Annotated in this window: 18 protein-coding genes and 3 pseudogenes; 15 read left to right on the top strand and 6 right to left on the bottom strand. The window is 59.0% G+C overall.

What is annotated here, in order from left to right; all coding sequences use genetic code 11:
- Window positions 1-2 precede the first annotated feature (2 nt).
- Window positions 3-844, bottom strand: a pseudogene (locus IVB18_RS50335) (IS5 family transposase).
- A gap of 125 nt (window positions 845-969) precedes the next feature.
- On the opposite strand from IVB18_RS50335, the gene IVB18_RS50330 reads away from it, so the two are divergent.
- On the top strand, window positions 970-2205 hold the full coding sequence (locus tag IVB18_RS50330) for an IS701 family transposase (protein WP_247983558.1): 1236 nt from the start codon (window positions 970-972) through the stop codon (window positions 2203-2205).
- A 171-nt stretch (window positions 2206-2376) separates the two neighbouring features.
- Here the strand turns inward: IVB18_RS50330 and IVB18_RS50325 are convergent.
- Window positions 2377-3218: pseudogene (locus IVB18_RS50325) on the bottom strand (IS5 family transposase).
- Between the two features lie 415 nt (window positions 3219-3633).
- Window positions 3634-4029 (bottom strand): cupin domain-containing protein, encoded by a 396-nt coding sequence (locus tag IVB18_RS50320; protein ID WP_247992202.1) that lies wholly within the window; start codon window positions 4027-4029, stop codon window positions 3634-3636.
- Between the two features lie 246 nt (window positions 4030-4275).
- Here IVB18_RS50320 and IVB18_RS50315 point away from each other — a divergent pair, with 246 nt between their 5' ends.
- Window positions 4276-5340, top strand: a complete 1065-nt coding sequence (locus tag IVB18_RS50315) for an IS110 family transposase (RefSeq protein ID WP_247992201.1) — start codon at window positions 4276-4278, stop codon at window positions 5338-5340.
- A 647-nt stretch (window positions 5341-5987) separates the two neighbouring features.
- On the opposite strand, the gene IVB18_RS50310 is transcribed toward IVB18_RS50315, so the two are convergent.
- On the bottom strand, window positions 5988-6941 hold the full coding sequence (locus tag IVB18_RS50310) for an integrase core domain-containing protein (protein WP_247992200.1): 954 nt from the start codon (window positions 6939-6941) through the stop codon (window positions 5988-5990).
- 704 nt (window positions 6942-7645) lie between these two features.
- Here IVB18_RS50310 and IVB18_RS50305 point away from each other — a divergent pair.
- The 7 genes from IVB18_RS50305 (at window position 7646) to IVB18_RS50275 (ending at window position 12951) form a co-directional block, all read left to right on the top strand.
- Window positions 7646-8173: a hypothetical protein gene (locus tag IVB18_RS50305; protein WP_247992199.1), complete on the top strand. Its 528-nt coding sequence runs from the start codon at window positions 7646-7648 to the stop codon at window positions 8171-8173.
- A 534-nt stretch (window positions 8174-8707) separates the two neighbouring features.
- Window positions 8708-9856 (top strand): OpgC domain-containing protein, encoded by a 1149-nt coding sequence (locus IVB18_RS50300; RefSeq protein WP_247992264.1) that lies wholly within the window; start codon window positions 8708-8710, stop codon window positions 9854-9856.
- A gap of 524 nt (window positions 9857-10380) precedes the next feature.
- Window positions 10381-10596, top strand: a complete 216-nt coding sequence (locus IVB18_RS50295; protein ID WP_247992198.1) for a hypothetical protein — start codon at window positions 10381-10383, stop codon at window positions 10594-10596.
- A 58-nt stretch (window positions 10597-10654) separates the two neighbouring features.
- Window positions 10655-10843: a hypothetical protein gene (locus tag IVB18_RS50290; RefSeq protein ID WP_247992197.1), complete on the top strand. Its 189-nt coding sequence runs from the start codon at window positions 10655-10657 to the stop codon at window positions 10841-10843.
- Window positions 10844-11299: 456 nt separating this feature from the next.
- On the top strand, window positions 11300-11812 hold the full coding sequence (locus IVB18_RS50285) for a septal ring lytic transglycosylase RlpA family protein (protein WP_247992196.1): 513 nt from the start codon (window positions 11300-11302) through the stop codon (window positions 11810-11812).
- 89 nt (window positions 11813-11901) lie between these two features.
- Window positions 11902-12237, top strand: a complete 336-nt coding sequence (locus IVB18_RS50280; protein ID WP_247992195.1) for a hypothetical protein — start codon at window positions 11902-11904, stop codon at window positions 12235-12237.
- A 441-nt stretch (window positions 12238-12678) separates the two neighbouring features.
- Window positions 12679-12951 carry a hypothetical protein gene (locus IVB18_RS50275; protein ID WP_247992194.1) on the top strand — a complete coding sequence of 91 codons (273 nt, stop codon included), beginning with the start codon at window positions 12679-12681 and terminating at the stop codon, window positions 12949-12951.
- A 197-nt stretch (window positions 12952-13148) separates the two neighbouring features.
- Here IVB18_RS50275 and IVB18_RS50270 read toward each other — a convergent pair whose 3' ends face one another.
- Window positions 13149-14048 (bottom strand): LysR substrate-binding domain-containing protein, encoded by a 900-nt coding sequence (locus tag IVB18_RS50270; RefSeq protein ID WP_247992193.1) that lies wholly within the window; start codon window positions 14046-14048, stop codon window positions 13149-13151.
- 107 nt (window positions 14049-14155) lie between these two features.
- On the opposite strand from IVB18_RS50270, the gene IVB18_RS50265 reads away from it, so the two are divergent.
- Window positions 14156-15532, top strand: a complete 1377-nt coding sequence (locus IVB18_RS50265; RefSeq protein WP_247992192.1) for an FAD-binding oxidoreductase — start codon at window positions 14156-14158, stop codon at window positions 15530-15532.
- Here IVB18_RS50265 and IVB18_RS52100 read toward each other — a convergent pair.
- Complete coding sequence (locus IVB18_RS52100; RefSeq protein ID WP_346732700.1) at window positions 15436-16218, bottom strand: hypothetical protein; 783 nt, start codon at window positions 16216-16218, stop codon at window positions 15436-15438. The two genes, IVB18_RS50265 and IVB18_RS52100, sit on opposite strands and share 97 nt — an antisense overlap.
- A 39-nt stretch (window positions 16219-16257) precedes the next feature.
- On the opposite strand from IVB18_RS52100, the pseudogene IVB18_RS50255 reads away from it, so the two are divergent.
- The 5 genes and pseudogenes from IVB18_RS50255 to IVB18_RS50235 all read left to right on the top strand — a co-directional run.
- Window positions 16258-16448 (top strand): annotated as a pseudogene (locus IVB18_RS50255) (ISL3 family transposase); the annotation flags it as partial.
- A gap of 559 nt (window positions 16449-17007) precedes the next feature.
- Window positions 17008-18372 carry a pyridoxal-phosphate dependent enzyme gene (locus IVB18_RS50250; RefSeq protein WP_247992191.1) on the top strand — a complete coding sequence of 455 codons (1365 nt, stop codon included), beginning with the start codon at window positions 17008-17010 and terminating at the stop codon, window positions 18370-18372.
- Between the two features lie 3 nt (window positions 18373-18375).
- Window positions 18376-19086, top strand: coding sequence for a VTT domain-containing protein (locus IVB18_RS50245; RefSeq protein ID WP_247992190.1), 711 nt, complete (start codon window positions 18376-18378; stop codon window positions 19084-19086).
- Between the two features lie 130 nt (window positions 19087-19216).
- Complete coding sequence (locus tag IVB18_RS50240) at window positions 19217-20110, top strand: transporter substrate-binding domain-containing protein (RefSeq protein ID WP_247992189.1); 894 nt, start codon at window positions 19217-19219, stop codon at window positions 20108-20110.
- Window positions 20110-22932, top strand: coding sequence for an EAL domain-containing protein (locus IVB18_RS50235; RefSeq protein ID WP_247992188.1), 2823 nt, complete (start codon window positions 20110-20112; stop codon window positions 22930-22932). The genes IVB18_RS50240 and IVB18_RS50235 overlap by 1 nt, the downstream gene beginning before the upstream one ends.
- Window positions 22933-23219 lie beyond the last annotated feature (287 nt).

Below are 23219 nucleotides of genomic sequence, written 5' to 3'. Positions count from 1 at the left end.
GATCATGCTGTTTTTTGGCAGAGCTTTCGCAGCATGAGGCGGATTGAGGCGAGGCGCAAGAACGCCAATGCCTTTCGGTTGAGGCACTCCCAATCCTTGGCCAAACGGCGGCAGCGGTTGAGCCAGGCGATGGTGCGTTCGACGATCCATCGCTTGGGCAAGATCGCAAAACTCTTTGCTGTATCGGAGCGCTTGACTATCTCGACGTCGATTTGCCGGAGGATTTTGCGAACGGCGGACTGAAAGATCGGCCCCTGATAGCCGCCGTCAGCATAGAGCTTCAGCAGGAATGGATGCAGGCCAAACAGCGTGGCCATCACCAGCACCCCACCGTCACGATCCTGGATGTCCGCCGAATGCACGAGGGCGTGGAGCAGCAAGCCTTGAGTATCGACTAGGATGTGGCGCTTCTTGCCCTTGATCTTCTTGCCCGCATCGTAGCCATGCGGGTCGATCCACGCCCCCCTTTTTCCGCGCTCTTGACGCTTTGACTGTCGATGATGGCGGCGCTCGGGCTGGGTTCTCGGTTAGCCAATTCTCGACATTGTACATAGAGCGCGTGATGGATGCGATCGAGCGTGCCGTTCCAAGCCCACAAGTCAAAATAGTCGTGCACCGTGCTGCGTGGCGGCAGGTCCTTCGGGATCGCTCGCCATTGGCAACCGGTGCTCAGCACATACATCAGGCCATTGATCACCTCGCGCACATCGACCGTGCGCTTGTTGCCGCCTCGCTTGGCTGGCGCAATCAGCGGCTCCACCAACGCCCATTCCTCATCAGTCAAATCGCTTGGATAGCGTAGCCGGCTTCGGTCGTAACGACCGCGGTTCTCCTTCGTCCACATGGGCGCCCCTTCGAATCGGACCGCCACCCTTGAATCACAAATGATTCCGATGATTCAAGATGTTCCCGGACAGACACTAACATTACAGTTGCTTTGTTTGCGGGCTTCTGAATCCATGGGCAACCATGATTCGAATGTCGTGGACGCGGGCCGCGTCGGTTGAGGAGACGCTTGCGTTGTGGGCGGCGTCGCTTCGAGAGATCAAGCAACGGATACGTCCGTTGTTCACGCAAGAGCGTGTGGCGACGAATGCAGGCTTGTTCCTGGAAGGTCTGCTCGGAGATGAGCAGCGCAAGACCGGCTGGATGCGCGCGGAGGCGGCTGGCGATCCTGGCCCATGGCGTCAGCAGGCAATTCTGGGTCGTGGAGATTGGGACGCTGATGCCCTGCGCGATATCGTCCGCGACTATGTCATCGAGCATTTGGCGGATGACGATGCGGTGCTGGTGATCGACGAGACCGGCTTTCTCAAGCAGGGTAAGGCCTCATGCGGAGTGGCACGGCAATACACTGGTTCGGCAGGGAAGATTACGAACTGCCAGATCGGCGTCTTCGCTACCTACGTTTCGCGTCATGGTCATGCGTTCATCGATCGCGCGTTGTATCTTCCGAAGGAATGGACTGACGATCCAGATCGTCTGGAAGCCGCATATGTGCCTGCCGATGTCGGCTTTGCGACCAAACCAAAGCTTGCGACGAGAATGATCGCACGTGCGATAGCCGCGTCTGTACCATTCAAGTGGGTTGCCGGTGACACGGTCTACGGTGTTGGCGATATCGAACAGCAGCTACGGCGGGCAGGCAAAGGCTATGTGCTCGGGGTCAGCAGCTCTCATGTCTTCCGATCCTGGGGCAAGCGACAGCCGGTCGCCGGCAAGGCCGAAGACATCGCCCGGACGCGGCGCCCGTCCGACTGGAAGCGCTTGTCGGCGGGAGCCGGAACCAAAGGACCGAGGCTGCATGACTGGTGTTATCTCGAACTGGCCGATCTCGAGGTCGAGCAGTTCAACAGCGCAAATGATGGTTTATGGACGCGCGGTCTGCTGATCCGTCGCCATATCGCCGATGGCGATCTCGCCTTCTTCACCACCTGGTGCCCAGCGGGAACATCAATTGAAACGCTGGTCGCGGTCGAAGGCCATCGATGGGCGATCGAGGACAGCTTTGAAACCGCGAAAAACGAGTTCGGGCTCGATCACAACGAGAGCAGGTCCTGGCATGGCTGGCATCGCCACGTGTCCCTGGTGATGCTCGCCTTCGCCATGATGGCGGCGATCCGCCATCGCGCCAATCCGCCACCGCCCAAAAAAACCAAACGCCGCCCCCCGGCAAAAGCCAAAGCACACCCACGCCGCCGCTGATCCGTTGGTCAATCCAGGAAATCCGCCGCATCGCCATCAGGCTTGCTCGAAAGCGGATCCAACCCGCGCATGTCATCGCATGGTCATTCTGGCGCAGAGCTCACCAGGCTGCCGCTCAGCGCGCGCATCTCAAAGCAAAACGGCAACTGTAATGTTAGAGTCTGTCCGGGATCATGCTGTTTTTTGGCAGAGCTTTCGCAGCATGAGGCGGATTGAGGCGAGGCGCAAGAACGCCAATGCCTTTCGGTTGAGGCACTCCCAATCCTTGGCCAAACGGCGGCAGCGGTTGAGCCAGGCGATGGTGCGTTCGACGATCCATCGCTTGGGCAAGATCGCAAAACTCTTTGCTGTATCGGAGCGCTTGACGATCTCGACGTCGATTTGCCGGAGGATTTTGCGAACGGCGGACTGAAAGATCGGCCCCTGATAGCCGCCGTCAGCATAGAGCTTCAGCAGGAATGGATGCAGGCCAAACAGCGTGGCCATCACCAGCACCCCACCGTCACGATCCTGGATGTCCGCCGAATGCACGAGGGCGTGGAGCAGCAAGCCTTGAGTATCGACTAGGATGTGGCGCTTCTTGCCCTTGATCTTCTTGCCCGCATCGTAGCCATGCGGGTCGATCCACGCCCCCCTTTTTCCGCGCTCTTGACGCTTTGACTGTCGATGATGGCGGCGCTCGGGCTGGGTTCTCGGTTAGCCAATTCTCGACATTGTACATAGAGCGCGTGATGGATGCGATCGAGCGTGCCGTTCCAAGCCCACAAGTCAAAATAGTCGTGCACCGTGCTGCGTGGCGGCAGGTCCTTCGGGATCGCTCGCCATTGGCAACCGGTGCTCAGCACATACATCAGGCCATTGATCACCTCGCGCACATCGACCGTGCGCTTGTTGCCGCCTCGCTTGGCTGGCGCAATCAGCGGCTCCACCAACGCCCATTCCTCATCAGTCAAATCGCTTGGATAGCGTAGCCGGCTTCGGTCGTAACGACCGCGGTTCTCCTTCGTCCACATGGGCGCCCCTTCGAATCGGACCGCCACCCTTGAATCACAAATGATTCCGATGATTCAAGATGTTCCCGGACAGACACTTACACAACACACGGAGCGAGCCGGAAAAAGAGAAGTTTATGAATGGCGTAACAAGAGAAGGAAAATCACGATGGCCTTGGTGCGCATGAAATCGGTGGCCGGTGTTGGCGGCAGACCGGAAGTGACACTCGCCGATCTTGCGATAGGGCCTGCTCCCTCCTCAAAAGAGGGTTGCCCATGCACCCCGGCTAGCCCTGCGGCAATGAGCGGGTTAAGGCCGTCACAGGGCGCGGCGTCGCCGTTCCCTTGACGGCCAAAGGGCGCAGCCCTTCTGTCCTTCGCGCGAGGGATCGTCACCGACGAGACGGTGAAAGCGGCTCGGGGCGGTAACCTTTAATTATTTGCGGTATTGCTCCTCGGTGACCTGTTCCATCCACGTTACAGGGCTTCCGTTGAGCTTCTCCTGAATCGCAATGTGGCTCATGCCATTGGTAGGGGATGCCCCGTGCCAATGCTTCTCGTTAGGGGCAAACCAAACCACATCCCCGGTTCGGATTTCCTCAATCGGGCCACCTTCACGTTGAACCCAGCCGCACCCGGCGGTGACAAAAAGCGTCTGTCCTAGGGGGTGGGTATGCCATACGGTGCGCGCGCCAGGTTCAAAGGTAACGAGAGCCGCCATCACTTGCGACGGCTCTGGCGGACTAAGGAGCGGATCGATTCGTACCGCGCCCGTGAACCATTGGGATGGTCCTTTACCTGAAGGCTGTGAGCCGCTTCGTTTGATTTCCATCAGTGGCTTCCCTTTGTCATGCCCAGCTCTTATTTCAACTTAGGCCATTGAGGTCGGAAACAGGCCAGTACCCGCCCGGACATAGGAACATACGAGAAATCTTAGAAAACATCTCCCGAACATGTCAAAGTTTGTGCGGGAACGGGATCTTCCGGACCGGACGTCCGCTAATGGAATGGTCCGGCCGTGCTCCGGCCCTGCCAGCACGACAAGCTGGCAAGGGGCGCCCAAGACAAGGAGCACGCCATGTCTCAGAAACTCAGCTCAGCGATCGCCGTGATAGGCATCGATATCGGCAAGAACTCGTTCCACATCGTGGGCCACGATCAGCGCGGCGCAATCGTGCTGCGGCAGAAGTGGTCACGCGGCCAGGTAGAAGCACGGCTCGCCAACCTGCCAGCGTGCTTAATCGGTATGGAGGCCTGCGTCGGCGCGCATCATCTCAGTCGCAAGCTCCAAATGCTCGGCCACGACGCCCGACTGATGCCCGCGAAATACGTGCGCCCCTATTCGAAGGGGCAGAAGAATGACTTCCGTGATGCGGAAGCCATCGCCGAGGCTGTCCAACGCCCGACCATGAAGTTCGTCGCGACCAAGACCGCCGACCAGCTCGACCTGCAGGGGCTGCACCGCGTGCGCGAGCGATTGGTCGGTCAGCGTACCGGCGTCATCAATCAGAGCCGTGCGTTCCTGCTGGAGCGGGGCATCGCCGTGCGGCAAGGCCTGCGTTCGCTGCGGTCCGAGTTGCCGGGTATCCTCGCGACGCGCACCGATGTCCTCGCGCCTCGCATGTTGCGCATCATCGAGGACCTGGCAGGAGACTGGCGCCGACTGGACGCGCGCATTGAGGACCTCTCCAGCGAGATCGAAGCATTGGCTCGTCAAGACAAAGGCTGCGAGCGACTGATGACGGTCCCGGGCATCGGCCCGATCATCTCGAGCGCGATGGTAGCCGCGATCGGCACTGGAGACGTGTTCTCGAAAGGCCGCGACTTCGGCGCCTGGCTTGGACTGGTGCCGAAGCAGATATCGACAGGCGACCGCACGATCCTCGGCAAGATATCAAGGCGCGGCAATCGCTACCTGCGCGTTCTGTTCGTGCAAGCCGCGTGGGTTGTGCTGGTCAAGGTCAAGTGTTGGGAGCGCTATGGCCTCAAATCTTGGATCGAAGCCGCCAAGAAACGATTGCACCACAACGTGCTGGCGATTGCGCTCGCCAACAAGCTCGCCCGCATCGCCTGGGCGGTTCTCAACAAGGGGCGCGCCTTCGAGTGCGTCAAGACAGATGAGGTGGCGTCCCGACCTGCTTGATCCTCGCGCCGTGCTCGGGGCCGTCAAGGCGCAGCCTGGCAGCGGTCGAGCAAGCCGTCAGGACAGCACGACGGCCGGCCTTGACGGCCCTTGCGCGCGGCGCGTCTGCGCGCGCAGGCCGGGACGAAGGAACGACCGCCAGGCACGAACAAAGGAACAGTGCGAAGTGAGGAGCTATCGATGACGTAACCAACATCCCTTACCCCGCCGAGGTCTGCGAGAGGATGAGACGACGATGGAGGATCGGTCTTCCCGGCGCATGCGAACACTGGTGACCCGAATGGCCCCTTCGAGGCCTGTCCGCTAATTAGCTCGAATGCGCGCTGATATCCATGATGGCCCGGAGCACAACACGCTCCAATCAGAGGCCGGATGCATTGATGCAAGACCGCATCTGCCAGGTTGACGAAACCTCTTGCAACGCGCGGCCGGACCATACATTGGGGCATTCGCGTCGGGCTGACCGCGTACCGACGACTTCCGCTCTACTCCTATAAACAGACATCGTTACCTTGCGCCGGCATGTCTCAAATGTGCCGATATTGTTGCAAAAGTCGAAAATCGAGCGACCCGGAAAATCTCGCGAAAGTTGATCTTTGGACTTCTCCGCAGCTGCGTCGCTTTTCAACGCCTGTGCCTGCCGTAAATCACATCCGGCCATATTGATGGTGCAGTCCGCCCAAGATCGGGCGGCAGACGACATTCCCGGCCCACTCAACGCCGCGAGGGACTGGGGCATCCTTGTTCAATGACAAATGAGTGCGCGTGTCGTTGTAGTAGTCTTGGTACGACAGCAGAACGTGGCGCAGATGGCGTTCGCCGAAGACTACGACATGATCAATGCATTCCCTCCGGATTGAGCCGATCAACCGTTCTGCGTAGGCGTTGTGCCAAGGTGAGCGGAAAGACGTCGGGCGGTCTCGAATGCCGATCGACCGAACCCGGCGGACAAAGATCGCGCCATAGGCTTGATCGCGGTCCCTGACTAAGTAACGAGGGATTTGCTCCCAACCGCAGGCTTCCGTGAGCTGATTGGCGATCCATTCGGTCGTCGGGTGCGCGGTCACCCCAAACCACAGGATCTGCCGCCGGCCATGGCCCATGATCAGCAAACCGTAGAGCAGCCGGAACGAGATTGTCGGCACGACGAACAGGTCGATTGCGACAATGCCATCCGCATGGTTGCGAAGGAACGTCTTCCATCCCTGCGAGGGAGGGCCCCTCCTCCGCGCCATATATTTGGCGACGCTGGTCTGGCCGATCTCGATGCCGAGCTTGAGAAGCTCTCCATGGATTCTCGGCGCTCCCCACAACGGGTTGGCGATGCTCATCTCGCGGATCAGCCGGCGAATTTCCAACGGTACAGTCGGTCGACCGCAGCGATGCCGCGATTTCCAGCGCCAATACAATCTGAAACCAGCACGGTGCCAACGGATCACGGTGTCCGGCTTCACAATCGTCAGCGCCTTGATGGTATTCGGCACCAAACGATACAACGCAACAAAGATCAGGCGATCCATGGCACTGAAGGCCACTCTCTTCGGCAGGTGCCGTCGCTGGATGTTAAGTTGATGACGAAGGATCAGGATCTCAGCTTCCAACGAGACTCGCGACCGGAACAATAAGACCAGCATCGAACAGACTAGGCTGTAAGCTTCTCTCATGAGACAGAAGCATTGCGCGCTTCGGCCTCACGTGCCAGCCGGATTAGGTTTCCGACAGGGACCGGTCTGGCGGTCTATTCTGTCGGTTCGCTGCCCGCTGAACAGCAGTCTACGCCGGCCGCCACCCAATTGGCGACCCGATTAGCTCAGTCCGTGGATCCGTTTTTGCTTCAGTCCGGTGGCTAACAACCGGTGCAGCTCAACGCATTGGCGGCGCCGCCTCAAACCATTCCGCAAGCCAAGGGGGCAGCAATGTCGCTCGTGGGAATTGCAGCGAGCCTACGGATCGGCCGCTGGGTGCAAAGCGAACGAACTCGCGCCGCGATGCCTTGAATAGAGTTTCGTCGATAGGGGGCGTTACACCGGCAGAATTTTCACACCGCCTCGATTAGCAGTCACTATTCATTAGGCGTTGGACCTGAAGCGGAGTAGGACTCCTTTAGCGGGCAAGCGGATTCCTTGCCTGATAGCTGCCCAAAACGGCGACGCACCGAAGTCACCGCCTCCATTTAAATGGCAGCCAGTGCCGTTGATCGGCAAACTCTTTCCAAAGTTGCTGTTCCAAAGATGTGAAGTGCACCCATCCCCGCAGTCTGCTGACCCGTCGCGCGCCGTCGGCTACCTGTTAAAGGAGGAACAACATGAAAATGAGCAATGTAGTTCCCAATGCATTATCTGTGGCAAAGTACACTTATGTCGCGGCTACCATATGGGCAGCTCCGTCTGCTCTCATCAAATCGGCGCATCTCCTTGAAAGGATTGGACTCGCTGCGGTTGGAGGGGCGTGCGGCCTTTACGTGGCCGCAGCATTGATGCGCCTAGGAAACGAAATGTTTGGAAGCGGCTGGTTCATCTTGTTGATGATGCTCTACGGAGCTTTCAGCTTCTACATCGGCATCGATCTGCCTAGCCGTCCTGCTCAGGGATCGACTTGGAGACTCTCGGAAGAGCGGAACCGCGGCACCGATGCGGCTGAGATTTTCAGTGCGGTAGGCACATTCGTTGCCGCGATTGCGGCGTTTCTGTCTGTCAGCATGATTGTCGTTGATCAGGTCCTGTCTGAAGGTTCGATCATTCTGATCGCATGCTGTTGGGCGATTGGTTCTTCGCTTCAAATTGCGGCCGGCTCCATCGCTCGCAACGGCGTGCTCGAAGATGGTGGCGAGTAACTTCCGCCGCAATTGCACTGACGCCACTGGTCTCTTTTTGAGCGGCGCGACAGTGAGAGGCACACGGACAAGACGGAGCAAATAAAGAAAGTCATTAGAATGAGTAGTCAACGTATTGCCTGTTCTCCAGAAGAGCTTGCCAGCTTCAGAACAAGTTTTGAGGATGCGATAGATTCATTCTCACCTGTGATGCTCACGACCTACAGAAAATCCTCGCTCGTGTTGCGACCGGTGAGCGCGATCAAAGCGGACTGCGGCTTGCAGCATTAGCAAACGTCAACGAACGTAGCCGCTATGGCGGCGGCGTGCCGTAGCCAATGTGCGAGAATGACGATGACAGCGGTCCGATCGCGACGTGAAACAGTGGTTTTCAAGTATCCATTCCGGATCGCGAGTATCGAGCGGCTGTTACCGGCGGGCCCGTATGAAGTCATTACCGACGAAGAGTTGATGGAAGGCCCGTCAATGCCGCCCTATCGGTGCGTCGCCACCAGGATGATGGTGCCTGCCCCGCCACGTAGCTCTGTCGTCGAGATGGTGGCGATCAGTTCGATCGATCTGTCCGCGGCTCGCGAGACGATGCGCTCTCGCCGGGACCTGCGCATCGATGCGTGCCGTGGCATCGCGCTATGGTGCATCTTTCTTGACCATGTCCCCAACAACATCGGGAGCTGGCTGACGTTGCGGAATTATGGTTTTAGCGATACCGCGGAAGTGTTCATGTTCCTCTCGGGTGTGACCTGCGCGTTGGCTTACGGCAAGGCAAGTCGGTGCGACGGTTGGGCGACTGTGGTCAGCCGTACGCTATGGCGAAGCTGGGACATTTATGCGGCATTTCTGCTGCTCACTCTCGCTTGCGCCATCATGGTTTACCTCGCCGGTGGCGACAGGATTGCCGACGAAAGCAACACGCGCATTCTGCTGGAACAGCCGGGCGCGGCGCTCGCGCATGCAGCGATCCTGCAATACCGCCCAGTCAACTCCGATGTCTTGCCGCTCTTCGTGATTTATCATCTTCTATTCGCCCCGCTGCTGTGGCTGATGCTGCGAATGCCGAACGTAATGCTTGGCGGGTCGCTGTTGCTTTATGCGCTGGTGCACGTCTTCGGTTGGTCCGTCCCGGCATGGCCGAATAATGTCTGGTTCTTCAATCCGCTGGCTTGGCAGCTGCTGGTTGTTCTTGGTGCCTGGTGTGTCATCGAGGGCAAGACGTTCTGGCCGTGGGCGACCTCGCGCACGGCGCTTGCAATTGCCATTCTCTATTTGGTTTTTGGCCTGACGATCGCACTGAGTTGGAGCATTAGACCCCTGGTCCCACAAATGCTGGCGGAGCTGGTTTACCTGCTGGACAAATCGAATCTCTCTCCCTTGCGGCTGCTGCATTTTGTTGCTCTCGCGATTCTGATTGCGTGGGTCGTGCTTCGCGATTGGCGTTGGCTTACGACTCCGGTGATGCGTGGGGCGATCCGCTGTGGCGAGAACTCCCTGGCAATCTATTGCCTCGGCGTCCTGCTGGCGCTTGCCGGCCACATGGTACTGCTTGATATCTCGGATAGGCTTGCCATGCAGATCACGCTGAGTCTCGCTGGCATCTTAGTCATGATTGCGGCCGCAACGTTTCTGAACTCGATCAGGATCAAACCGGCGGCAAGCACGATCGGCGGGAAGACCATGATCTCCTGAGAATGGTAACGGGAAACGCCGTAACCTGATTAGATTCGCCGCCGCTCACGATGTCGCGGATGCGGTGGCAGTTCGCTTGGAGGGGTGTCCTGTCAACCTCATTAAAATCGCGTGCCTTTTCCGTCTGCGTCGCAAGTAATCTACGGTCCTACCCACGGTCAGTTTCGCAACCTCGCGACCGTAGTTTGCGGCCATTTCCCGCAGCGCAGCGGCCTCGCCAGGCGGGCTGCTCTCCGCCGCCAGATCAAGGCAGATGCGCTCCATGCGTGCGAGATCGTGATGTTGTGCTGATGTCCTCCCACGAGGCCGATCAGAGTCGCACCGCGGTTAGGCGTGAAGATGGATCCTAGAGGCGCCGCGACGGAGACGCGGCACCTCCTGTCGACCAATTGAGCGAATGGCGATAAACACGCTCGGCACATCGAAGGCAGACGATTTCGCACCAAGCTCACATCGCCGGAGAATCTGTGCTCGTGAGAAGCGGGACTGTTCGCAATGCGGCTGACAACATAAGCTTTGGCACGATGGCGTCGTTAGCCAACTTCGATGCTTCAAATATCTTCGCTGTTATCGGACGGATCACTCCGGTCAAGCCTGTCGAATTGTCGCTCACACTTTGCCCGGGCGAAAATGCCGGCAGCATCAGCATGTATTTTGAGGGGATAGCCTGGAAGCTGTCGGGCATCGCGCTGCCGCCCCGGGTCATTGCCGCCATGGTCGATCGGCTGCCGGCGCGTTGACCCCTTGCGTTCGCCCGCAGCTGCGGTTGGATCACGGCTTTTAGGATTGTAAATCCAAATGGCCATCCAATTGATTGTGGCGAAAGTTCTTAGAGACGAGCTTGCGTTGCGGGGCATTCAATCCCTGACCGCCGAAGAGTTAGAGGAAATCGCTGCTCACATCTTCGAACGTATTAGCGATCTCGAGCTGGAGCTTGCCGCGCGGGATTTCGGCATCTCCACGAGCGGCGACGACAGATCAACCTGACGAGCGGGTATTATGTCCGTTTGCGATCCACTGCGAGCGAAGCGGGATAGCGTACGGGGCCATTCGCCGCTTCCGCGATTGTTCATCGCGATCGTCTTACGTGGCCCGCGCGGCATCTCGCCCCGCTAAATTGCCGCGGACCGTTCAATGTCCTCTTCGTCTTTACAATCAGGCGAAGACATCCACGCATCCACGCCACTGATTGCATCGCCTGTACGCACACGCGGTGTTGGCGCTCACTTCGCCAGAGACTCTCGCCCTAGGACTGCTCGCCGATTAACGTGGTGCGTTGCAGCGGGCTATCTGCTTGCTGCACTGCGTCTACGTTCCGCCTGCAACACATTCCAGAAATATCGGTATGAAATCACCTCTCAGCATATCAATCCCGAACGTGCCGGAACGCGCCTTATGAGTTCGCATTGTTCTTTTGTTTTGTGATTTGTAGTGAGGTCGATCATGCGTCTGCTTTCTGGAATGATCGTGATTGCAACAGTCTCCGCTTGGACAGGGCTTCACGCGACCCCTGCTGTCGGCCAAACATTCAATGACAGGTGGTCCATCATTCCAAAGGCTCACGCAGAGCCCGCTCCTGAAGGACTCGATCAGACAAAGGAGGATGAGCCGCAACCGCAACCTCCGAACGGACAAGAGCCCTTGAAAGATCGTTCAGGCGCTCAATCTTTCAATCGAATCTTTTCCGGAAAAGCCTCCTACTACTCGTATTCGAAAAGGAAGACAGCGAGCGGTTCATCGTTTGATCGGAATCTACTAACCGCGGCGCACCGCCGTCTGCCGTTCGGCACGAGAGTCCGCGTCATTGATCTTGAGACGAGTAAGTCGGTGGTGGTTCGTATCACCGATCGCGGACCATGGGTCCGTGGCCGCGTCCTCGACCTCTCGCTCGCCGCCGCGCGCAGCTTGGGGATTACGGATCGTGGCGTGGCTCAGGTTCGTGCCGAGGTGTTGTAGCGGACGTCCATGGCCCTGCGAAAACACGCAACCGCCGTCCGCGCGCCCTTGCGTCAATGGTCCGGCTTTTGGCCTGAAACGAATCTGCCGTGCCTCTAAAGAACCCTAACGCTATCGCGGCCCTCGTATCGGCCCTCAGGCTCGTCTACGGAGACGAAGTCGCGCGAACCATGCTCCTTGAGGGTATGAGCCTTGCCACGCTGCTGGACACGATGTTCTCCGCGCCGATAGCACATCGCGATGCCGTTCGATACGTCGCGACTGCCTTAGATGACTTCGCCGTTACACCAGAACTTGGCCCGGTCTGGCACCTTCGCTACCTGTATGATGACGAGCCCGGCTCATTTCGCGTCGTCGATATGGAGATAGCCACGCCGGCCGGTACACTGTCCAGCAACGACCTTTGGCGTCGGCTGCCCGTCTAACATGCTCGCAACCTCTGCAATGTGGCCCGTGCTGTCGACGATTGGCTCCTCCGCGCACCGCAATGATCCGCGGGCGAACTTTGTGCCCGTCGGCGTTCCGGATCTGGCGAGGCGCGATCGATGAACGGGCAGCGTCTCGACACATCTGTTGACAATCCGCCTCCCGGTGGTTCTGGCCCCACCGGCGAGCGATCTCGGCTCGGGGCGATGTCAGACCCATCTTTTCCGCCTTGGCGCAGCGGCGACGGCGCGACTACCGGCACCGCCCGCCAGCGCAGCGGGCTATCGGCGGCTCCAGGTCCCGCCGAACCACCGGCGGGGCCGGGAGTACGGAACAGGTGGAAAACCGCGAGCCCGTACAAATCGGAATCCCAGCCCTGTGTTACCGCTCCGGAACGAGCGCCGGGGGCCAGGATTCGTCCCGGTCAGGAGCCATCTCAGATGCTGAGGACGAAGGAACGGCGGCCCGCTATCCGGACGCTGCGCGGATGGGCCATCTCCGCGCTGCAGGAGGCCGGCGCCATCCGCGAATGCGAGGCACACGGCTGGATGCTGGACCGGGCCGACCCGCATGCCCGCGAGCGCGCCCTTGCCGCTGCCCGCGTCGATCCGCCGGCCGGCGTTTCGCGGGACGAGGCGCCGCTCGCGGCGATCATCGAGGTGCTCGATTCGATCGGAGATACGTGCCCCGAGTGCCCGCCGGACTCCAGCTAGGCCGCTTCTATGTTGCTGCTATGGGGTTGTCGTGCCGGCCGTCCTCGGGCGAGTTCTCGCCAGGCCACGGCGAGGCAGATCCGACGAAGCCGCTGTGGGCGATCTGCTGTGATGGCGAGCTTCATCGCCGCTTCGCTTCGCTCGGGTGGCTGAGAAAGCGACCCGCTACGGATGGCGCCGCGCGACAGCAGCAAGGCTCATGCGACCGACTGCAACCAGGTCGCGAAGGCTTGGATGGTCTTCTCGCGTGGATGATCGGGCGTGTGGACCAGATAGAAGCGATATCCCGGTAGACACAAATCAAACGGTCTTACCAGCGTGCCGGCCGCGAGTTCGCGCGCCACGAGCACGTCGCTAAAAATGCCGATGCCCTGCCCGGCAATCACCGCCTCGATCGCATGCAGCTCCTCCCTGAAGCTCAGGTGGTCCATGTCCTTGAATTCCGGAACATCGCGCCACTTGCCTCGCGCGGCGGCGAGCCATCTCTGCCATGTCGGCGCCCCGAGATCGGACGGCGACCACCAGCAATGAACGAGGACCTGTCTGCGCAGGCCGGCGGCGCGCTTCAGGCCCGAAGTGAGCAATTCAGGACTGCAGACGGGCCAGAAGGAATCGCTCAGGAACTCCTTGGCGATCCCGTCTGTCGGCGACGTGCGGGCGTAGCGGATGGCGACGTCGGCATCGCCGGCATGGAGGTCCAACACGCCGTCGGTGCCGATCACGTCGAGAGGCGCGTTGGGGCGCAACTTCCTCCAGCGCGGCAGCCGCGGCACAAGCCAGCGGCTCGCGAAGGCGTTCGTCGTCGTCACGCGAAGGGGCTGCGCGTCCCCCTCGCGCTTCTCGGCGGCGAAAGCAGCGACAAATCCTTCGAGGCCGTCGCGGATGGTCGGAAAGAGACGGGCGCCGGCCTCGGTCAACGTGAGAGGCCGCGGCCTCCGACGGAACAGAGCGCGCCCGCAATAACGCTCCAACAACCGTATCTGGTGGCTGATCGCGGTCGGCGTCACGCCGAGTTCGGCTGCGGCCTTCCTGAAGCTCAGATGCCGCGCCGCGGCATCGAAGGCGCGCAACTCGATCAAGGGCGGCAGCTTGTTCATTCCCACAGTGTAGATGAAAATGGTTCACCTTGGGCTGAATTATTCGAGTTTGCGCTCGGTGCGGCCGGGCGGAAGAAGATATCGCGGCCCGAACGAGGAGTGCCCCCATGAGCTCAATTCGATCCGTCGCCGACGTCGCTGCCGAACTTTCCGGCACGTTCTCCGGGCAACTCCTGAAGCCGTCGGACGTCGGCTACGATGAAGCGCGAAGGGTCCACAACGGCCTGGTGGACAAGCGTCCGGCGTTGATCGCCAGGTGCCGGGGCGTCGCCGACGTGATCGACGCCGTCAACCTCACGCGCAAGCTGGGCCTCGAAGTGGCAGTTCGTGGCGGCGGTCACAACGTGGCAGGGCGGGCCACCATCGACGGCGGACTGGTGATCGACCTTTCGCCGATGAAAGGAATTCACGTCGATCCCAAAGCCCGCACGGTACGGGCGCAGGGTGGCGTCACCTGGCGCGAGCTCAACCGGGAAACGCAACTGCACGGTCTGGCGGTCACGGGCGGAGTTGTTTCGAGCACCGGCATCGCCGGGCTCACCCTGGGAGGTGGCTTGGGCTGGTTGATGGGCAAGCATGGCCTCGCCCTCGACAATCTTCGATCCGTCGAACTCGTCACCGCCGAAGGCAAGGTGGTGCGGACCAGCCAGGACGAAGAACCCGACCTGTTCTGGGCCGTGCGCGGCGGGGGCGGAAATTTCGGCGTGGCGACCTCGCTCGAATATCAGCTCCATCCGGTAGGTCCCACGGTCACCGCCGGTCTGGTCGCCCACCCGTTCGATCGAGCCCGCGACCTGCTGAGATTCTTTCGCGACAGCACGGCATCGCTGCCCGACGAACATACGATCTTCGGAACCCTCACTCATGCCCCGGACGGGTCGGGCACGAAATTGGCGGCCATGGCGACGTGCCACTGCGGCCCGCTCGAGACCGGCGAAAAAGCGATGCGGCCCCTCAAGCAATTCGGGTCTCCCGCTCTCGATGCAATCGGTCCGATGCCCTACTGCCAACTCAATGGGATGCTCGATGGCGCCTATCCGCGAGGGGCCTTCAACTACTGGAAATCGAGCTTCCTTGCCGGGTTGAGCGACGATTCCATCGATACGATGATCGGCTGCTTCGCGCGATGCCCGACCCCGATGGGCCAGCTGCTCCTCGAGCACGTCCACGGCGCCGCGGCCCGGATCGGGGTCGGCGACACGGCCTTCCCGCACCGCGCGGAAGGCTACAACTTCCTCGTGCTCTCCCAATGGACGGATGCGACCGATACCGACGCGTGCATTGCCTGGGCGCGGGAGACCTATGCGGAGATGCAGCCCTTCGTCGCCTCAGGGCGGTACGTGAACTACCTGGATGACGACGAGGCGGGCGACCCAGTCCCTGCCGCCTATGGAGCCAACCACCGGCGCCTCAAGGAGCTCAAGACGAAGTACGATCCGAAAAACTTCTTCCGCATCAACCAGAACATTCGGCCGTTGGCCTGAGCCAACCTCATGTGAAAGCGCCGGGGACTTGTCCAATGCCGATCCTGTGCCGTCCCGCCCGCGACGAGGACCTGGAGAGAAGCGATCGGCTCGTCGTCGCCAGCATCAACGACCTCACCCAACGTCACGGCTTCGGACCGATGGCCGCGTCGCATCTGCCGGCATTTCAATTGTTCTCGCTTAAAGATGACGCCGGGGGGCTGTGGGTAGCGGAAGAAGCCGACGAAATCCTCGGGTTCGCATGGAGCTGGGTGTGCGGCGATACCAGCATGGATCTGCTGCCGCTTGCTCCTCAAGAGGCTCTTGTGCGCGATGTCCTGCACCAGCGCATGTTTGAAGCTGTAGCCAATATCCGGCGGTATTCCACGCACCCGGAATATGAGCTCCGCCTCCAGTAGTTCATTGAGAGCAAGCTGGAGGGCATCCTCATCGAGCGGAGCTACTGCTTTCAGAAGGTCGTGTCCGAACTCGCGCCCAATGCAGGCTGCGATCTGGGCGACTTCCTTCACCGGTGCCAACCGGTCCAGACGGGCCATCAGCGAGTCCTTGAGCGTTGTCGGGATCGCCAGCGGCGGCAACGGACCTATCAGTTCATAGCAGTTGCCCTGCTCCCTAAGCAGCCCGGATTCGAGGACGGTCTTAGTCAGTTCCTCGACGAACAACGGCACGCCATCCGTCTTGGCCAAAATCTGATCAAGCACCTCCTGTGGAAGCGATTTGCCGCCGGTTATGCCCTTGCTGTGGCCAATGGGCTCCCGCAGGCTACCAGGTCGCCAGCCGTTGGCATTTGATGGAGAACGCCAGCCACGCCCTCGTCGATGCGATCCGCAAATCCATGCGCCAGGTTCGATGGGCAGTCGGCGCCGCCACCATAGATCCCGCCTTACTAGCCGCCGTCGAGCGTATCCAGTGTGATCGCCCCCCTCTCCCGCCATTCGCGCTGATTTCTTGCACCTGGCTGATCTCGTTGACCGACGACGACCGTTTGTTCGGTGGCGGAGCGACTGCACGTTGGTCGAGGCTTCCTCGTCGCTCGAAAAACCTCTTCTGGCGCCGCAGCCAGTTTTTTCGGCGAGCGAGCCTCACCCCACTCCAAAATTGCCTCAGAGCGGTGACCGGACAGTCTGGACGGCCGACTTCCAGGTGGAGTGCCGCCTTTGCTGCCAAGCGTAGGAGGCCCAGCAAGCGGTCGCATAGATCGTTCATCGAGCGGCCGCGCGAAGTCGTTGCGCCAAAACAACAATACCGCGACCTTAAGCGCCGTACCGCCAAGCTGGGTTGAGCCAGATCTGATCCTGAGCACGCATTCAATGCGTCTCCGTTAAGCAAACCTATGAGTATTTCTTCCCTGAGCGCCCATGCGGATTGGAATACGGTTAAAAAAGGATTAACCTGCCGCTACGCCGGGTAGCATTCAGGCAATGAACCTCTCTCGCCGGAACTTTATGCAAGCGGCCCTCCTAGGAGGTGCCGCGTTGAGCGGAGGTGCCGCGTTGAGCGCGGTTGGCACGCATCAACGCCGCTCCCCCATGTCCGCGCTTCCACAGGCGGCCGATCTTGCGGGGTTGGCTCCCTCCTCCGCTGCCTTGAAATCGCAATCCTTGGCGCTTGGTAGACTCTTTCCTTCCCTGCTGGATCCCGATGCCACAGGGGGCCCTTTCATCGCCCACACGCTTTCAAGCAATAATTCTTTTTCCGACTACATTCGCCAGGGCGAACCCGGTAATTCAGTTTTCCTGAGGCCGGCTGACGCGCGCGCCATCATTCCTTGGGCACCCATATTTGTGCGGGAAAATAGCCACCTTGTGCAGTTGCCATCGTCTGTGACGCGACAAATAGACTGCTCTGATCTTCTGGTGGTGAATGAGAGCAGCGCGCGTTATCCCGTCTTTGGCAACAAGGCGCGCAAATACGAGTTCCTGCTTCCGAATCTGAAGTGGTCCGGCGCCAAACGTTTAGGGACCATTGGCGCGATCTCCAGCAATCATGCCCTGCAGTTTGCCCTCGCCAATCGTGTGGCCGATTTGACGGGTGACGGACAGCCACTGAATTGTGCCCTGGATTTGGTGCTTTTCGAGGTCCGGGGAGCTGCCCCGAACGTGGCGCGACTGGCGATTTTGCGAGCGCTCGTTGAACACGTTGCCATAGCCAAAAACGACGTCGAACTGATGGGCGAGGCTTCCCAGGAATATGCGAGAAACTGGTTGCATCCGGATACGGATTCGCTCGTTCCGCCAGGTGGCTCGAACGAAGTGAGCGTGTTGGGACATATGAATGCGATTGCCGAGTTGGCGCAGTTCCTTGGCGCCGCTCAGGCTTGGAGTGCACCGCCTGATGTGATTTTTGTCGCCATGGGCAGCGGCTCGACGGTTTTGGGCCTCCTTCTGGGCGTCCATTTAATGGGATGGAAGACCAAGGTCGTGGGAGTGGCCGATCAGGACAAATCATATCTGACGCGATGGCTTGTCAACCGGCAACCCTCCCTGCCGTTTGTGGAGGGGAATGTTGCCAAACTCGCTCGCAGCACGGTTGAGTGGCTGCAAAAAATCCGGTTTCCAGGCATCTCTCCCGATGTGCTTCGCGTGATGCAAGACGAGATCTTCGTGCCGGATTCCACCAGCTGGGAGCCCGGCTACGGCTTGGTCGAAGCCACCGACGTTGCGTGGGCGAACGAGTTGAAGGAGGCGGGGCTCAGCCTTGATCCGGTTTTTACTTTGAAAGCATGGCGCTCGTTGCTCACCATGTCTCAAGCGGGGGTGCTGAAGAATAAGAAGGTTCTTTTCTGGAATACCTACAACAGCTTTGATTACATGCCGCCTCTTCTATCCAGTTTGGGATAGCGGATGCGTGGTCACCAGCCATTGATCGTCTATATGGCAGTCGTCATGTTTCTGACGCTGGGATTTTTTGCATCGCCTATATCGAGAGAGGCCGTTTGGCAGGTGTTTCCGGGGCTTGAAACAATGACCCAAGCGCATCCACTCGGCACCGCTGTGGTGTTTTTGGTCACATCCACCGTCCTTGCATTTCTGGCCTTTCCTTCCATGCCAATGATTTGCCTAGCGGCCGGTTTTTACATGGATGGGTTGGACGGAGGCGCCACCGTGCTGCTCGGCAGCGCCTTTGGTGGTTTGAGCGCGTTTCTCTTCTATCGGAAGCAGATTCAACGTCCCAGCGCTCCGTTAAATCAGCAATCGGCTGTGAGGCTTTGGTTGACCTTGCTCGGACTGCGCCTCTCGCCGCTCGTGCCCGCGCCACTGGTGAATTTCATTGCAGCGATGTTTGACGTCACCCCTCTTCAGTACCTGACGACCAGTATGTTGGGTGGTGCGCCGCTGGTCCTGTTTTATGCGCAAATAGGGCAGCAAGGGCATCACTTATTGTCCGGCAAAACTCCGCATTGGCAGCAGTTTTCCGGATACTTGACCATATTATGCTTAAGCACGCTCTTGAGCGCGATGGGTCCGTGGCGGTCGGTGCTGAACGATCTCAAGAAATTGAAAGGCTCGCCCGGATCAAATAATCTTCCCCTGCACTCAGCACCTAGTCTGTAATCAATCCTTTACCGACAAACTGGTTTTTCCGAAAACTGAAATCTACTTTGTTGTATTCCGCCATCCTTTCTTAAACTCACAGCTATAGATTGCAGGCGCTTCTACTGGCACAGAGATAAAGAGCGCCTCCATGTCCCTGAAACGCTTCCTCCTTGGGTCGCTGAGCGGCGCCATGGCCTTCCTTTTCGTGACCTCAAGCTGGGCAGCCGATCTTGCAGAGATCAAGCAGCGAGGCGAAATCCGCCATATTGGCATCCGCTACGCCAACTTTGTGACCGGCGCGGGCGATGGTTTAGACGTCGAGCTGATGCAGGGTTTCGCCAAAAGAATTGGCGTCTCCTACAAGCTTGTCTACTCGGATTTTTATTCGGTCATCCGCGACCTGCTCGGCAAGGATGTGGTGCGCAAAAATGGCGAAGTCACGCTGGCAGGTGACTATCCAATTAAAGGCGACGTGATATCGAGCGGCTTCACCGTGCTGCCGTGGCGTGAGGCAATCCTTCTATATTCCGAGCCGACCCTTCCTTCGCAGGTTCTGCTGGTGGCACCAGCCGAGTCTGATCTTCAGCCGATCGAGGACGGCGCCGATCTCGCAGCCGACATCGTCAATACCCGGAAGGCCATCGGATCCAAGAGCGTACTCGTGATGGAGCGCACCTGCCTAGATCCATCCAATTACGGCTTGGTCAACGTCGGTATTGATTTGAAGGCTTACAACAAAAGCGCCAACCTGAACGAGATGGTCCCGGCCATGCTCAACAACGAAGCCGAACTGACACTGCTCGACGTACCGGATGCCATCCTGGATTTGCGCAAATGGGCGGGCAAGATCAAGATTCTGGGACCGATCTCCGACCAGCAAACGTTGGCAACCGCCTTTCCGAAGGACGCGCCAGCTTTGCGCAATGAATTCAACGCATATTTGAGCGAGATCAAGGCCTCCGGCGTCTATGACAGGCTGGTGGACAAATATTATCCCGGCATCCGTCGATTCTTCCCGGAATATTTCGCGAAAACGCATTGATGGTAGCTTCGCTGATCAGATTCAGGCGATCGTTGGCTCCGCGCTGGCTCTTGATCGCAGCAGCGGCGTTTCTGCTGTCGATGTTTTTTCTGATTGGCAATCTCTATACGTCGCAAGTGGAATTGCGGCAAAACGCGGATGCGCGTCTGGTGTCGATCGGTGAAGCGCGCGCCACCGAGATCAACGATTTTTTGACTGAACGCCGCCAAGCCGCCGCGCGGCTCGCCGCCAGCGAGGACATATCTAATTATTTCAGCAATCTCGATCTCGGAATGTCCGTCAAATATGGCCTCTTCGCCAATTTGGCCGCAATCGAGCGCCGCTTTCAGGCGACCCTGGACCAGGAGAAATATCAGGGCCAAGCCACCTATTTGCGATTGGGTTTCTTCGATCGCAATGGCGTCGCGCAGGTTGATGTCGGCTCGTCTAGCGCGACGCCATCTTCTCCGGCGCTTGACAAGCTGACCGAACCCACGATTCAGATCGATGACAAGCGCCGCCTGATTGTGGCCAGCGCACCGGTACTCCAAAAGGGCAAGATAAGGGGAAAGGTCGAGACCGTAAGCAGCCTCAATCTACTTTCCTCACTGGTAGCTACCAACGACCTCGGACAGCCGCGCGAATTCCTCCTGGGAGACGATGGGGAGGTGCTGCTCCCGATCGAGCGAGAGCACTCGGCCGTTGTCACCCAAGGCCCCTCGCTGGCCAAGCTTCCGTCTGGCCGCATACAACCTCTGTCAAATCTCAACGCTTCTGAACTGAAAGGATATCTCGCACTTCGCTCGCCAGTTGCCGGCACTCGACTTTCCGTCCTACGGCTGGCCAGCGAGGATGAACTATACGGCCATACGCTTTCACCCGTCTCCGTTTTTTATCTTGGCCTCTTCGCTATCGTACTATTTATGCTGGCCATCGGCTTCGAGCGAATGCGTCAAAATGCGGCGAGGCTACAAATCAAGTTCGTCGAGTCCAATCGACACCGAGCGGAGCTGGCCGAAAATAATCTCGCTCTCTCGCAAGAGATCAGGCGTCGCGAAGCCATTGAGGCCGACCTGCAGCGGCAGAGCGAGGCTCTGGACAAGTCAAATTCTGAATTGCGCATAGCCGCGGCTGCCTTCAATGCTCAGGAAGGCATGATCGTCACCGATACCAAAGGCGTAATCCTGAGTGCCAACCGCGCCTTTGTGGACTTGACCGGCTATACGATCGAAGAATTGGTGGGACAAACCGCGAGACTGTTCCGGTCCCATCGGCGTGATGCCGAATTCTACCGCAGTATGTGGGATTCCGTTCAAGCGACTAGCGGCTGGCAAGGTGATATGAGTCTCAGAACCAAGAGCGGAGAAAACTGCGCGCGCTGGCTGACCATATCCGCTGTGAAAAACGAGACGGGCGAGGTTACCAACTACATCGGTTCGTATTATGATATTTCTAAACTGAAGCACGCTGAGGAAAAGATCCAAGAACTCGCTTTTTTTGACCAGCTAACAGGCCTGCCGAACCGCGTCCTGCTGATCGACCGCGTGCGCCAGGCCCTCAATGCCAAGATCCGTAGCAACTCCTACGGCGCCCTGCTCTTCATTGATCTCGACAATTTCAAGACACTGAACGACTCGCTGGGTCACCACATGGGCGATATGCTGCTGAAATGTGCGGCTCAGCGCATCTCCCATTGTGTGAGGGCGGATGACACAGTTGCCCGCTTTGGCGGCGATGAATTTGTCGTTCTTCTCGCCAATCTGGGTACACAGAAAGCAAAGGTCGCAGCCTTGAAGGCCGAAGCGATAGGCGAAAAGATTCTCGCAGCCTTCACCGATGCCTTTCAACTCGATACGTATGAATACCCCTGTACGCCCAGCGTTGGCGTGACCTTGTTTTCGACTGATGACTGCAATGTTGACGAGTTGCTCAAGAGAGCCGATCTGGCAATGTACGATGCGAAAACCGCGGGCCGAAATGGCCTCCGGTTCTTTGACCCGGCCATGCAAGCCATGATTACAGCCCGCGCTGCCCTCGAGACCGATCTACGAGAAGACCTTAAGAACGAACGGCTTTTACTGCATTACCAGCCGCAGGTAGATCACGAAGGAAAGCTGCTGGGGGCAGAAGCGCTGGCGCGCTGGCCGCATGCGCATAAAGGCATGATTTCTCCTAGCGAATTCATCCCGGTGGCAGAGAGCACCGGTCTCATCCTTCCGCTCGGCGCCTTGATGTTGAAAACTGCGTGCCGTCAGCTGGCTCGCTGGTCGGCCGATCCAGCGACCGAACGCCTGACCATCGCGATCAATGTCAGCGCCCTGCAGATGCGTCAGAAGAATTTTGTCGAAGAGGTCTGCGCGATCGTTGAGCAAACCGGCGCCAATCCCCATCGCCTCAAAATCGAACTCACTGAAAGCACATTAGTCAGCAACGTCGACGATGTGATCGCCAAGATGGGCAAATTGAAAGCAATTGGCGTCGGTTTCAGCCTCGATGATTTCGGAACCGGCTATTCAGCGCTTTCATATCTGAAGCGTTTGCCGCTTGACCAGCTCAAGATCGATCGCAGCTTCATCAAGGACGTTCTGGTCGACTCTAATGACGCCGCGATAGCCCAGATGATCATAGCGCTTAGCAAGAGCCTTGGCCTTTCAGTCATCGCCGAAGGCGTCGAAACGGAAGAGCAATATGCGTTCCTGGCGCGACATGGACAGCTCAACTACCAGGGCTATTTGTTCGGGCGCCCCATGCCGTCGGAGGATTTCGAGAGTCTCGCCCGAGCTTTCTCGCCGCGTCACCGTTTGAAGCGGGTACACGGGTCGGTCAATCGGGCTTCCGCATAGGCCGTCGGCGGGAGACGTCAATAGCTGTTGTTTGCTGCTCCTATTAGTTGGCGAAGCAGCTGTCCGAGTGCACCCGAGGCAGCCAAAGCCCAATCGAGGCCATAGCGTCACCCCATCGTCAAAATCGGCCGCGCCAGTCGCAGCGAAGTCGCGCCCCCGCTTGGTCTGCGAGGATGAGCGCGCACTGAGCCGGCTCAACATCGTCGGCATACCGCGGCACCGCGGCCTCACGCATATCGGAAATCTTCGACGTGTATCGGACTGAATGTGCCCGGCCGGCACGGCCG

Source organism: Bradyrhizobium sp. 186 (genome assembly GCF_023101685.1).
In the GTDB taxonomy this organism is placed as follows: Bacteria; Pseudomonadota; Alphaproteobacteria; order Rhizobiales; family Xanthobacteraceae; genus Bradyrhizobium.
The sequence above is the reverse complement of the archived record's forward strand: the minus strand, read 5'-3'. Positions and strand labels throughout refer to the sequence as shown.